Genomic DNA, 12,614 nt, shown 5'->3' on the forward strand with positions numbered 1-12,614 from the left:
GCAGGAGCACCGTTCCGCTATGCGGACGTGGCGTTCGCGACCCACCGGCGCGTCAACCCGCCGCGAGGGCGCGGGGGGTGACTCCGTGCGCCCCCCATGCACCGGTACTGTGGGTTAGGTTACGCTTACCACCCGTTCCTCCAGGGCATCCACCGTCATAGAGTCGCTTGACAGCGCGACCGTGTTGAGAGACCGCCCATCCGACGTCCCGAGGACGGAAAACGCCATGCCGCGTCCTACTGCCGCACAGCTCTCCTACGGTTCGGTCACCGTCGTCTTCTCGACCCTGGCCATGTTGCTGCTGTTCCGCACCAGTTCGGGGATCGGAATCGCAGTCGTCGGGACGGTCGCGCTCGCTCTCGGACTCGCGGTGTCCGTCACCGTACCCGCGAAGTCCCGCCGGTACACGGCGAAGGCGGCGGGGACGCGTGCCCCGGTGTCCGCACACCGTGGCACCGCACCCGCCGCCCGCGAAGAGGACCGCTCGCGCGTCTCCGCCTCGAACCTCAGTTGACGGTGACCACCACCGTCTTGGCCGCCTTGTCCTGGAGCCCCTGCCGGTAGGGCTTGTCCGTGAACATCAGCACGATGTTGATCAGCCACCACAGGCACGGGCAGCACAGCAGCGCCGGCAGCCACAGCACCACGGCCCGCAGGAACGCCGCGCCGGTGTCCGGCACCCTGCCGTCGTTGAGCATCGCGACCCGCAGCTTCAGCAGCCGCTTGCCGAGCGTGCGGCCGTCCTTGTGTGTGAAGTACGTGTCGTACGCGACGTAGCAGACGAGCCCGATCAGCGACCAGAGCAGCTGATGCCCGCTGTAGGTCTGGGCGAAGACGTCGCTGACGTCGTCGTTGCCGTTGCTGTCCGACACCTCGACCGCGCCGCCCCACGGCAGCGAGATCAGATACAGCGGGATCGAGATGATCAGGAAGTCGATCAGCCGGGCCAGGATGCGCTTGCCGGGCTCGGCGAGCGGCGGCATCCCCGCCAGCGGGTCCGCACCGCCGTACGGACCGCCTCCCCCGTAGGGTCCCGGGTCGTACGGCGGTGGCGGCGGCGGTGCGCTGCCGTAGGGCGAGCCGGACGACGGCGGCGGCTGGTCCCCGGGCGGCTGCTTCCTGAACGGGTCGTCCTCGGGCGGCTGACCGGGCGGCGGCTGATCGTTGCTCATGGGGGCAGTGCATCGCGGGGCCCGGGCCCCCGCAACGGCTCAGGTGCGTTCGGGGGACGCCGTTCGGCGGATGGTGTCAGCCCGCGACGAAGGTCCGGGCCGCCTTGTCGTGCCAGCACTGGCGCCACGGCCGGTCCACCAGGCACCACAGCACGTCGGCGACCCCGACGACCAGGATGCCCAGCACGCCGTACACCAGCCACCGGCGCAGCGCGGCGCCGAAGCCGGGGGTCTCGTGGGACTCGATGTCCCGTACGTGGATGCCGCACAGCTTCTTGCCGAGCGTACGGCCCCACTTGGCGGTCGGCAGCGCGTCGAGGAGGACGCCCAGCACGAGGAACACGCCGAGCAGCGCGCCGCCCAGCGCGGCCGTGGTGGAGTCCAGGAGCCAGACGGTGACGGTCTCTCCGGTCTGCCGGGCCGCGTCGATCTTCCCGTCGATGTGGTCCACGGCGCGGCCGGTGAGCGGCACGGCGGCCGCGGCGGTGAGCGCGCCCAGCACGACGGTGTCGATGAGCCGCGCGACGAACCGCTTGCCCAGCGGGGCGGGGCGCCCCTCGGTCCGCGCCGCGAGGAGGTCCCGGAAGGGGTCGGGGGCGGGGGGCTTCCAGGGCGTGACGGGCGCCTCCGGCACGGGGCGTGCCTGCGGCACGGGGCGTGCCTCCGGCACGGGGTTCGCAGGGCGCGTGCGGAGGGTCAACGTGCCCTCAGCCGGGCCCGGCTCACCGGTTCCGTCCTCAATCGCCGGACGGGCTTGGGGTGGCTGAACGAGTCCGGAAACCCTCTGCGCGGGGGGCGTCGCGTCCTCGGGGTCCGGGGCCTCCGGGGCTCCCGAGGCGTCCGGCCACGACACGCGGTCCCGGTCCCCGGCGAAGCCGGACTGGTGGGAGGCGTCGGCCTGCCAGGCGGTGGCGGGTTCGGGGCGGCCGTCCTCGGACCCCTCCTCGTCGAGGAACACCGGCCCGGTCTCCTCGACCACCGCCGGTTCGTCCGGCTCCCGCTTCGGGGCGGGGCGACTGGTGCCGGGCACCCAGGCGCCGCCGTTCCAGTAGCGGACGTAACCGGGGATGGACGGGTCGGGGTAGTACCCCTCGCCGGGGGTCTCGTCACCGGGTGCCGGGGTTGGGGCGCTCATCACCGTGGTCCCGTATCTCTTCGCGGCCTCAATACAGGGGTCCACATCTACCAGACGGGCACGTACTCCCGGGCCGGTCCGGACGTTTGGCCCACTATCCGGTCACGCGTTTCCGGTCGCGCGAACTTTTTTCGCGAAGTCGCGTAATGGATGGCGTGGAGGGCGCTCTCACCTGTGCGGGCCGGTCGTGGGACCGGCTCCGGACAACGGAAGGACGCCGTCATGCACACCATCGTGGAGCGCGAGCTGGAGCTCAAGCTGGTCCTGTCGCCCGAGCGCAGCATCCCCGTACCGGCCAGGCTGACGTACCGCACGGAGGACCCGTACGCGGTGCACATCACCTTCCACATCACCTCGGACGCGCCGGTGTACTGGACGTTCGCCCGGGATCTGCTGGTGGAGGGGGTGTTCCGGCCGTGCGGGCAGGGGGACGTGCGGATCTGGCCCACCAAGGTGGACGGGAACCACGTCATCTGCGTGGCGCTGACGTCCCCGGACGGCAACGCGCTCCTCGAAGTGCCGTCCGCGGCCGTCGCGGTCTGGGTGGAGCGGACGCTGCGCGTGGTGCCGCCGGGTACGGAGACCGCACGGCTCGGCATCGACGAGGGGCTGGCCGAACTCCTCGCCCCGCTGCCGGCCGACGATCTGTGGATGAGCGACCCGTGGCCGTCGGACGAGTCGCAGGACGGGGAGAATTGAGGAGCGCGGGCCGGGATCCGGGCCGGTCAGAACACCTTGCCCGGGTTGAGCAGCCCGAGCGGGTCGAACGCCTGCTTGATGCCCCGGTGCAGTTCCACGCCGGTCTCGCCGAGTTCGCGGGCCAGCCATTCCTTCTTCAGGACGCCCACCCCGTGCTCGCCGGTGATCGTGCCGCCGAGCGCCAGACCGAGCTCCATGATGGCGTCGAAGGACTCGCGGGCCCGCCGGGACTCGTCGGCGTCGGCGGGGTCGAAGCAGACGACGGGGTGGGTGTTGCCGTCGCCCGCGTGGGCGCAGACGCCGATGGTGAGGCCGTACTTTTCGGCGATCTCCGCCGTGCCCGCCAGCATCGCGCCGAGCTTCGACCGCGGTACGCACACGTCGTCGATCATCGTCGCCGGCTTGACGGTCTCCAGCGCGGTCAGCGACATCCGCCGGGCCTGGAGCAGCATCTCGGACTCGGCCGCGTCCTCCGCCGGGACGACCTCCGTGGCACCGGCGGCGGTGCACAGGGCGGCGACGGCGGCGAGGTCCGCGGCCGGGTCCGGGGTGTCGAAGGCGGCGAGCAGCAGGGCCTCCGTGGTCTCGGGGAGGCCCATGTTCGCCATGCGGTTGACCGCCTGGACGGTCGTACGGTCCATCAGTTCGAGGAGTGACGGGGTGTGGCCGCTCTCCATGATCCGGCAGACCGCGTCGCAGGCGCCGGCCGCGTCGGCGAACTCGGCGGCCAGGACGAGCTGCCGGGGCGGGCGGGGTTTCAGGGCGAGGACGGCCTTCACGACGATCCCGAGGCTTCCCTCGGAGCCGACGAAGAGGCGGGTGAGGTCGTATCCGGCGACGCCCTTGGCGGTGCGGCGGCCGGTGGTGAGCAGGCGCCCGTCCGCGAGGACGACGTCGAGACCGAGGACGTATTCGGCGGTGACCCCGTACTTCACGCAGCACAGGCCGCCGGACGCGGTGCCGATGTTGCCGCCGATGGTGCACATCTCCCAGCTGGAGGGGTCCGGCGGGTAGTACAGACCGAGCTCGTCCACCGCGCGGGACAGCACGGCGTTGATGACCCCGGGCTCCACGACGGCGACCCGGTCGACGGGGCTGATCTCCAGGATCCGGTCCATCCTCACCAGGGAGAGCACGACGCAGCCGTCCGTGGCGTTGGCAGCGCCCGACAGGCCCGTGCGGGCACCCTGCGGAACGACCGGGACGCGCAGCGCGGTGGCGGTGCGCATGACGTGCTGGACCTGTTCCACGGTGCGCGGGAGCACGACGACGGCGGGGGCACCGGCCTCGCAGAAGCTCGCCATGTCGTGGGCGTAGGAGGCGGTGACGTCCGGGTCGGTGAGCACGGCCTCGGCGGGAAGACCCGCCCGCAGCTGTTCGAGGAGATCGTCCATGATCCAAGCGTGGCACCCGGGCCCATTGGTGTGAACCCGTCTGCGGTGACGATCCCAAGGCTCGGTGTGATCTTCATACTGACGCACAGTGAGCGGCATGGATCTCACGCCTCAGCAGCCCCCGGGGGCCTCCGGGCCCGAGTACTCCTTCGACACCGACTGGTCCGCCCCGGACGCGTCCCCGCCGGACTCCGCCTCCCTGGCCGAGCCGCCTCCCCCCACGATGCGCACGACGCTGCGCCGGGCCGCCTTCGGCATGGTGGCGGGCGCGGTCCTGGTGACGGGCGCGGTGGTCGCGGTGCCCGACGACGACAAGGACGCGGCACCGCCCGTGGCCGGTCCGGTCTCGCGCGCGATGTCCGCGACGGCCGCCGGCTCCCCCGCCTCGCTCGCCGACCTGACGGCGCTCATCGGGGACCGGCAGAAGTGGGTGGGCACGCACCCCTCGGACGCGGACTCCTGGGCGGTGCTGGGTTCGGCGTACGTGGAGGCGGGGCGGCGGGCCGTCGACCCGGCGTACTACACCCGGGCCGAGCAGGCGCTGAAGCGGTCGCTCGACGTGCGCCCCGGGGAGAGCGGCAACACGGCCGCCTGGGTGGGCCTCGCCTCCCTGGCCAACGCCCGCCGCGACTTCGTGACCGCCAAGAAGTGGGGTGAGACGGTCCGGGCCCGGCGGCCGAAGGAGTGGACGGTCTACCCGCAGCTGATCGACGCCTACAACGGTCTCGGCGACCAGAAGTCCGCGATCACGGCGGTGGAGCGGTTCACCGAGCTGCGGGCCGGGGTCCCGGCGCTGGGCCGGGCCGCCGAGATGTACCGCGACCGGGGCTGGCGCGAGGACGCGCTGGCCACCGCGCAGGACGCGGCGAACCGGGCGAAGACCCCCGCCGAGAAGGCCGCCTGCCTGTCCCGGCTGGGCGACCTGGCCTGGGAGCGGGGCGAGCCGAAGGAGGCCGTGGCGCAGTACGGGGCGGCGCTGCGCGTCGAGAAGGGCCACCAGCCGTCGCTGGCCGGGCGGGCCCGCGCGCTGGCCGCCCTCGGGCGCACGGACGAGGCCGTGCGGGACTACCAGGCCGCCCTGGCGAAGTCGCCGCGCCCGGACTACCTGCTGGAGCTGGGCGAGCTGTACGAGGCGCAGGGGCTCGACGGCGATTCGGTGGGCCAGTACGACAAACTGCGGGCGGCCCTGGACCGGGGTAAGGCGCGCGGCGTGGACGAGTCGCTGCTCCTGGGCCGCTTCGAGGCCGCGCACGGCGACGCGGACGCGGCGGTGGAGCTGCTGCGGGCCGAGTGGCAGCGGGGCCACCGCAGCGCGGCGGTGGCGGACGCGCTGGGCTGGGCGCTGCACCGGTCGGGCGACTCGGACGGGGCGCTGGAGTACGCGCAGCGGGCGGTGGACGCGGGCGGGCAGAACGCCTCGTACGCCTATCACCTGGGCATGGTGCAGCGCGCACTCGGCGACTACGGCTCGGCGCGCCGCCAGTTGGAGGGGGCGCTGCGGACCAACCCGAAGTTCTCACCGCTGGACGCGCCGCTGGCCCAGGAGGCGCTGGACGCCCTGGGCGAGCCCCCGGCGGGCGGCCCGGCGGACATGCAGCCGCCGCCGGCCCCGCAGGCCCCGGCGCCTCAGGCCCCCGCACCTCAGGCTCCGGCACCGCAGCAGCAACAGCAGCAGCAGCCCGACGGCGGTCCGGCACCTGCGGCGGCCGTCGCGCAGGCCCCCGTACAGGCGTCACCGGCACCGGCGGCGGCCGTGCGCTGACGTACGAAGGACAGAAGGAGGGGCGGGCCGGAAAGCGGCCCGCCCCTCACTCATGCCCGGTGGGTCACAGGTTGCCGCGCTTCTCCTGCTCGCGCTCGATCGCCTCGAACAGGGCCTTGAAGTTGCCCTTGCCGAAGCCCATGGAGCCGTGGCGCTCGATCATCTCGAAGAAGACGGTCGGACGGTCCTGGACCGGCTTGGTGAAGATCTGCAGCAGGTAGCCGTCCTCGTCGCGGTCCACGAGGATCTTCAGCTCGCGCAGGGTCTCGACCGGCACCCGGGTCTCGCCGGCCCACTCGCCGAGCGTGTCGTAGTACGAGTCCGGGGTGTCCAGGAACTGCACACCGGCGGCGCGCATCGCCTTCACCGAGGCGACGATGTCGTTCGTGGCGAGCGCCATGTGCTGGACACCGGCGGCGCCGTAGAACTCCAGGTACTCGTCGATCTGCGACTTCTTCTTCGCGATGGCCGGCTCGTTGATCGGGAACTTGACCTTGAGCGTGCCGTCCGCGACGACCTTCGACATCAGGGCGCTGTACTCGGTCGCGATGTCGTCGCCCACGAACTCCTTCATGTTCGTGAAGCCCATGACCTTGTTGTAGAACGCCACCCACTCGTTCATCCTGCCGAGCTCGACGTTGCCGACGCAGTGGTCGATGGCCTGGAAGAAGCGCTTGGCCGGCGGCTCGACGATCGGGTTGGCGGCGACGTAACCCGGCAGGTACGGGCCGTCGTAGCCGGTGCGCTCGACCAGGGTGTGGCGGGTCTTGCCGTACGTGGCGATGGCGGCGCGCACGACGGTGCCGTGCTCGTCCTTCGTCTCGTAGGGCTCCTCGATGCCGGTGGCGCCGTGCTCGACGGCGTACGCGTACGCCGCGCGGGCGTCCGGGACCTCGATGGCGAGGTCGATCACGCCGTCGCCGTGCGCGGTGACGTGGTCCTCCAGGAAGTGGCCCCAGTCGGAGGACGCCTTCACGACGGAGGTGAGGACGAAGCGGGCGGAGCCGCTGGTCAGGACGTAGCTCGCGGTCTCGCGGCTGCCGGTCTCGGGGCCGGAGTAGGCGACCAGCTTCATGCCGAAGGCGGTCGAGTAGTAGTGCGCGGCCTGCTTGGCGTTGCCCACGGCGAAGACGACGGCGTCCATCCCCTTGACGGGGAAGGGGTCGGCCTGCCGGGACGTCTCGGGGGTGCTGTGCATCGTCTCTGTCATGCCCAGAGGTTCCCGCCACTCCGCAAGGTGCGCAACAGTTCCCGTAATCGCTGGTCAACCTGTACAGCGGTTGGCCATGATGGCCGGACTATCTGTACATGGTGCCCATCACACCGCCCCCGGAGGCCGGCATGGCGATCGACCGACTCGACGGACGACTCATCGTGCTGCTCGCGCGTGAACCCAGGATCGGCGTCCTGGAGGCGTCCCGCAGGCTGGGCGTGGCACGCGGGACGGTCCAGGCCCGGCTGGACCGCCTTCAATCGAATGGCGTCATCCGCGGATTCGGCCCGGACGTCGATCCGGCGGCCCTCGGCTATCCGGTCACCGCGTTCGCGACGCTGGAGATCAAACAGGGCCAAGGCGCCGACGTACGGGCGCACTTGAGCGGCGTACCGGAGGTCCTGGAGCTGCACACCACCACCGGGCACGGGGACATGCTGTGCCGGCTCGTGGCCCGGTCCAACGCGGATCTCCAGCGGGTGATCGACCGGGTTGTCGGATTTGATGGCATTGTCCGGGCCTCCACGGCCATCGTCATGGAGAACCCCGTGCCGCTGCGCGTCATCCCGCTCGTGGAACAGGCGGCGCGGGACACCGACTGAGCCGAGGAGGACGGATGAGCTTCTGGGAGTACGTGGCCAACCGTCATCAGCAGTTGCTCACCGACGCCTTCCAGCACGTCAGCGCGGTCTTCCAGTGCATGGTCATCGCCACCGCGCTCGGCGTCCTGATCGGGGTCGTCAGCTACCGCAGCGGCTGGGGCTCCTCGGTGGCCATCACCTCGACGGCGACGGTGCTCACCATCCCGTCGCTCGCCGCCATCGGTCTGCTCATCCCGCTGGTCGGCCTCGGCGTCGCCCCCACGGTGATCACACTGACGCTGTACGGGCTGCTCCCCGTCGTCCGCAACGCGATCGTGGGCCTGCGCGGCGTCGATCCGGCCCTGGTCGACGCGGCGAAGGGCATCGGGATGTCGCGGACCGCGCGGCTGTTGAAGGTGGAGCTGCCACTGGCCTGGCCGCCGATCCTGACCGGCATCCGGGTCTCCACGCAGATGCTGATGGGGATCGCCGCCATCGCCGCTTACGCCTCCGGGCCCGGCCTCGGCAACGAGATCTTCCGGGGCATCGCCTCGCTGGGCAGCGCCAACGCGATCAACCAGGTGCTCGCGGGCACGCTCGGCATCGTCATCCTCGCCCTGCTCTTCGACGCCGCGTACGTCCTGCTGGGCCGGCTCACCATCCCGAGGGGGATCCGTGTCTGAGACCGCGACCGAGGCAGTGCGGGAGCCGGTGGCCACCTCCGGCGCCGCCATCCAGCTGGAGAACCTGTCCAAGCGCTACCCGGGCAACCCGAACCCCGCGGTGGAGAACGTCTCCATGGAGATCAAGGCGGGCGAGACCGTGATCTTCGTGGGCCCGTCCGGCTGCGGGAAGTCCACCACGCTGAAGATGATCAACCGGCTGATCGAGCCCACCTCGGGCCGCATCCGGATCGACGACGAGGACGTCACCGACATCGACCCGGTGAAGCTGCGCCGGAAGATCGGGTACGCGATCCAGTCCTCCGGGCTCTTCCCGCACATGACGGTCGCCGAGAACATCGCCCTGGTCCCGAAGATGGTCGGCTGGTCCAAGTCCCGGGTGAAGGACCGGGTGGAGGAGATGCTCGACCTGGTCGGGCTCGACCCGCGCGAGTTCCACGGCCGCTATCCGCGCGCCCTCTCCGGCGGCCAGCAGCAACGCGTGGGCGTGGCCCGGGCGCTGGCCGCCGACCCGCCGGTGCTCCTGATGGACGAGCCGTTCGGCGCGGTCGACCCGATCACCCGCGACCACCTCCAGGACGAGCTGATCCGGCTCCAGCACGAGCTGCACAAGACGATCGTCTTCGTCACCCACGACTTCGACGAGGCGATCAAGCTCGGCGACCGGATCGCCGTGCTGCGCGAGCGCTCGCACATCGCGCAGTTCGACACCCCGGAGGCCATCCTCACCAACCCGACCGACGACTTCGTCTCCGGCTTCGTCGGCGCGGGAGCGGCCCTGAAGCGGCTCAACCTGACCCGGGTGCGCGAGGTGGAGATCGCCGACTTCCCGACCGTGACCGTGGACGACCCGCTCCAGTCGATCTTCAACAAGCTGCGCAGCGGCTCGCACAACGAGCTGCTGATGCTGGACCGCCGGGGCCGCCCCTACAAGTGGCTGCGGCGCGGCGACCTGATGCGCGCCCGGGGCTCCCTCGCGCGGGCCGGGCAGCTGGTCCACGACACGGTGACCCGGGACGCGACCCTGCACGACGCGCTGGAGGCGGTGCTCACCGACAGCGGCGGGCGGGTCGCGGTGACCGGGCGGCGCGGCGAGTTCACCGGGGTGGTGGACATGCACACCTTGATGAACTCGGTGCACGAGCTCCTGGAGGCGGACCGGCTCGCCGCCATCGAGCACCAGCACGACCTGGAGGAGCTGCGCGTCCACCAGACCTCCGAGGAGCTGGAGGGCGGTGCGGGCGCATGACCCCCGACTCCCCCTCCGGTTCCTCCCGCGCACCGGGCCGCGACCGGCCGCCGGGCGAGCACGACGTGAAGGGGCACGCCTTCCGCGACGAGGAGGCGGAGGAGCAGCAGGCCGCCCCGCAGCCGCGGAAGCCGGCGCGCCGGATCACCTGGCGCAAGCTGGTGGTGCTCCCGGCGGTCCTCGCGGTCGTGCTGGTCCTCACGTACGTCTGGATCGAGAACGTGCACCTGGACTCGATCGCGGAGAACTCGATCGCCGGTGACACGGTCGAGGTGCGCTGGTGGCAGCACGTGAAGCTGACCGCGATCTCCACGTTCTGGGTGCTGATCATCGCCATTCCGCTGGGCATCGCGCTCACCCGGCGCGGCCTGAGCAGGGCAGCCCCCGTGGTCACGGCGATCGCCAACATCGGGCAGGCGACCCCGGCGATCGGTCTGCTGGCGCTGCTGGTGATCTGGCTAGGCATCGGCCCGTCGACCGCGATCACCGGCATGGTGATCTACGCGGTGCTGCCGGTGCTGTCCAACACGGTCGCCGGTCTCAAGGCGATCGAGCCGAACATGGTGGAGGCCGCGCGCGGCATCGGGATGTCGGCCATGGGCACCCTGACCCGGGTCGAACTCCCCCTCGCCGTGCCGCTGATCCTGGCCGGGGTGCGGACCGCGCTCGTGCTGAACGTGGGCACGGCGACCCTGGCGACCTTCGGGGGCGGCGGCGGGCTCGGCGACCTGATCACCTCGGGCATCCAGACCCAGCGCATGCCGGTCCTCATCCTCGGCTCGGTCCTGACCGTGGTGCTGGCGCTCCTGGTGGACTGGCTGGCCTCGCTGGCCGAGGTGGCGCTGACCCCGCGCGGCCTGGAGGTGGGGCGATGAGGACGCGGATGCGCGGGGCTCTCGCGGCGGGGGCCGCGCTGTCCCTGGTGCTGGCCGGGTGCGGGCTGAAGAGCGGGTCCCCGATGGTGGACGACGTGGTGCCCGGGTCGGTCGGGCAGGGGCAGCCGCTGGACGGCGCGTCGCTGACCGTCACCTCGAAGAACTTCAGCGAGAACATCATCCTGGGCCAGATGATCGGGCTGATCTTCAAGGCGGCCGGGGCGGAGGTCCTGGACCGGACGAACCTGCCGAGCTCGATCAGCGCCCGCGAGGCGGTCATCCAGGGCGACGCGGACGCCGAGTACGAGTACACGGGCACCGGCTGGATCACGTACCTCGGGCACGCGAAGCCGATCACGGACCCGATGGAGCAGTGGAAGGCGGTGCGCGACGCGGACCTGAAGAACGGGGTGACCTGGCTGAAGCCGTCCACCCTGAACAACACGTACGCGCTCGCCATCAGCCGGAGGAACAATGCCAAGTACCACTTGAAGACGCTCTCGGACGTCGCCGCGCTGGCGAAGAAGAACCCCTCGGCGGTGACGGTCTGCGTCGAGAACGAGTTCGCCTCGCGCGACGACGGGCTGCCCGGTATGGAGAAGGCGTACGGGATGTCCCTGCCGGCGTCCAACATCAAGAAGATGGACGCGGGGATCATCTACACCCAGGTCTCCAAGTCCGACTCCTGCCTGCTCGGCGAGGTCTTCACGACGGACGGGCGGATCAGGGCGATGAACCTGGACGTGCTGGAGGACAACAAGCACTTCTTCCCCAACTACAACGCGGCGCCCGTCGTGCACACCCCGACGCTGGAGAAGTACCCGGCGATCGCGGGCCTCCTCGATCCGCTCAGCAAGCGGCTGAACACGGAGGTCGCCCAGGTGCTGAACGCCCGGGTGGACGTGGATGGGCAGGACCCGCACGAGGTGGCGAAGGACTGGCTGATCCAGGAGGGGTTCATCAAGGAGGGCTGACGGTTCCGGCCCCGGCCCCGGTCAGCAGCTGGGGATCTTGCCGCCGTGGTCCAGGGCGCGCAGGGAGTTCACCGCGTCCTTCAGTGTGGTGACCGGGATCAGTCGCAGGCCCTTCGGCAGCTCGGACTTCGCCTCGGAGCACTCCGCCTTCGGTACGAGGAAGACGGTCGCCCCGTCCCGGCGGGCCGCCTGCGTCTTGAGCGAGACCCCGCCGACCGCGCCGACCTTGCCGTCCGCTTCGATGGTGCCCGTGCCCGCGATGGTGCGGCCGCCGGTGAGGTCGCCGCCCGAGCCGTCGCCGTCCAGCTTGTCCACGATGCCGAGCGCGAAGAACAGCCCGGCGCTGGGGCCGCCGATGTCCGCCAGGTGCAGGGTGACGTCGACCGAGCCGGGCTTGCGGTCCAGGTAGTTCAGCGCGGCGTCGACGGCGGCGTCCTGGGACTCCGCCATGTCGTCCAGGTTGTGCTTCTCGATCTCCTTCTCGGAGCCGCCCGTCGGGTAGACGGAGTCGCGGGGCAGCACGGCCCGGTCCGTACGGAACCAGCTGTCCACGACGTCCTTGATGCCGACGTCCGCCTTCGGGCCCGTCGCCACGATCGTCGTCATCCGCAGCTCGCCCTTGGTGGGGCGGGTGGGCGTGCCCTCGATGCTGATCACGGGGGTGCCGTGGTCGTCCCCGAGCACGTCCGCGGTCGTCCCGGGCTGCGCCAGCGTGAACGGCAGCGGGGCGAAGGCGGCTACGCCGAGGAGGGCGACTACGGGGAGGGCGGCGAGGGCCAGGCGCTGTGTGGACACCGGTCCAATCTAACGTGCGGCCCGGCCACCGCCCCGGGCCACCGAGGGCGCCGGCCCCCGGCCAACCGGTTCCGTCCTCAAA

At 71.3% G+C, this 12,614-nt stretch carries 13 protein-coding genes; 8 read left to right on the forward strand and 5 right to left on the reverse strand.

Annotated elements, in window-relative coordinates:
* Positions 1 to 226: 226 nt before the first annotated feature.
* On the forward strand, positions 227 to 514 hold the full coding sequence (locus OHS17_RS12220) for a hypothetical protein (protein ID WP_330312188.1): 288 nt from the start codon (positions 227 to 229) through the stop codon (positions 512 to 514).
* Here OHS17_RS12220 and OHS17_RS12225 read toward each other — a convergent pair.
* Positions 507 to 1,172: an RDD family protein gene (locus OHS17_RS12225; RefSeq protein WP_018100759.1), complete on the reverse strand. Its 666-nt coding sequence runs from the start codon at positions 1,170 to 1,172 to the stop codon at positions 507 to 509. The two genes, OHS17_RS12220 and OHS17_RS12225, sit on opposite strands and share 8 nt — an antisense overlap.
* A 76-nt stretch (positions 1,173 to 1,248) precedes the next feature.
* Positions 1,249 to 2,307: an RDD family protein gene (locus OHS17_RS12230; RefSeq protein WP_330312189.1), complete on the reverse strand. Its 1,059-nt coding sequence runs from the start codon at positions 2,305 to 2,307 to the stop codon at positions 1,249 to 1,251.
* 222 nt (positions 2,308 to 2,529) lie between these two features.
* Here OHS17_RS12230 and OHS17_RS12235 point away from each other — a divergent pair, with 222 nt between their 5' ends.
* Entirely contained in the window at positions 2,530 to 3,006 is a 477-nt protein-coding gene (locus OHS17_RS12235) for an SsgA family sporulation/cell division regulator (protein ID WP_018100761.1), read from the forward strand.
* A 26-nt stretch (positions 3,007 to 3,032) separates the two neighbouring features.
* On the opposite strand, the gene OHS17_RS12240 is transcribed toward OHS17_RS12235, so the two are convergent.
* Positions 3,033 to 4,400: an FAD-binding oxidoreductase gene (locus OHS17_RS12240; protein WP_330312190.1), complete on the reverse strand. Its 1,368-nt coding sequence runs from the start codon at positions 4,398 to 4,400 to the stop codon at positions 3,033 to 3,035.
* A 97-nt stretch (positions 4,401 to 4,497) separates the two neighbouring features.
* Between OHS17_RS12240 and OHS17_RS12245 the strand changes: the two genes are divergently transcribed.
* Positions 4,498 to 6,162 carry a tetratricopeptide repeat protein gene (locus OHS17_RS12245; RefSeq protein ID WP_330312191.1) on the forward strand — a complete coding sequence of 555 codons (1,665 nt, stop codon included), beginning with the start codon at positions 4,498 to 4,500 and terminating at the stop codon, positions 6,160 to 6,162.
* Between the two features lie 64 nt (positions 6,163 to 6,226).
* Here OHS17_RS12245 and hppD read toward each other — a convergent pair whose 3' ends face one another.
* A complete protein-coding gene (gene hppD / locus OHS17_RS12250; RefSeq protein WP_330312192.1) occupies positions 6,227 to 7,372 on the reverse strand; it encodes a 4-hydroxyphenylpyruvate dioxygenase in 1,146 nt (381 codons plus the stop codon).
* Between the two features lie 131 nt (positions 7,373 to 7,503).
* On the opposite strand from hppD, the gene OHS17_RS12255 reads away from it, so the two are divergent.
* Genes OHS17_RS12255 through OHS17_RS12275 form a run of 5 tightly spaced genes read left to right on the forward strand, consistent with a single transcriptional unit; the run spans position 7,504 to position 11,737 of the window.
* Positions 7,504 to 7,977, forward strand: coding sequence for an Lrp/AsnC family transcriptional regulator (locus tag OHS17_RS12255; RefSeq protein ID WP_330315234.1), 474 nt, complete (start codon positions 7,504 to 7,506; stop codon positions 7,975 to 7,977).
* A 14-nt stretch (positions 7,978 to 7,991) separates the two neighbouring features.
* Positions 7,992 to 8,639 (forward strand): ABC transporter permease, encoded by a 648-nt coding sequence (locus OHS17_RS12260; protein WP_330312193.1) that lies wholly within the window; start codon positions 7,992 to 7,994, stop codon positions 8,637 to 8,639.
* The gene (locus tag OHS17_RS12265; RefSeq protein ID WP_164628938.1) at positions 8,632 to 9,888 is read left to right on the forward strand and encodes a betaine/proline/choline family ABC transporter ATP-binding protein; all 1,257 of its coding nucleotides are present in this window, start codon (positions 8,632 to 8,634) and stop codon (positions 9,886 to 9,888) included. The genes OHS17_RS12260 and OHS17_RS12265 overlap by 8 nt, the downstream gene beginning before the upstream one ends.
* Entirely contained in the window at positions 9,885 to 10,763 is an 879-nt protein-coding gene (locus OHS17_RS12270) for an ABC transporter permease (protein WP_330312194.1), read from the forward strand. Before OHS17_RS12265 ends, OHS17_RS12270 begins: the two co-directional genes overlap by 4 nt.
* A gap of 8 nt (positions 10,764 to 10,771) precedes the next feature.
* On the forward strand, positions 10,772 to 11,737 hold the full coding sequence (locus OHS17_RS12275) for a glycine betaine ABC transporter substrate-binding protein (protein WP_330315235.1): 966 nt from the start codon (positions 10,772 to 10,774) through the stop codon (positions 11,735 to 11,737).
* Between the two features lie 21 nt (positions 11,738 to 11,758).
* On the opposite strand, the gene OHS17_RS12280 is transcribed toward OHS17_RS12275, so the two are convergent.
* Complete coding sequence (locus OHS17_RS12280; protein ID WP_330312195.1) at positions 11,759 to 12,532, reverse strand: S16 family serine protease; 774 nt, start codon at positions 12,530 to 12,532, stop codon at positions 11,759 to 11,761.
* Positions 12,533 to 12,614 lie beyond the last annotated feature (82 nt).

The sequence above is a fragment of the Streptomyces sp. NBC_00523 genome, assembly GCF_036346615.1.
Lineage (GTDB): Bacteria > Actinomycetota > Actinomycetes > Streptomycetales > Streptomycetaceae > Streptomyces.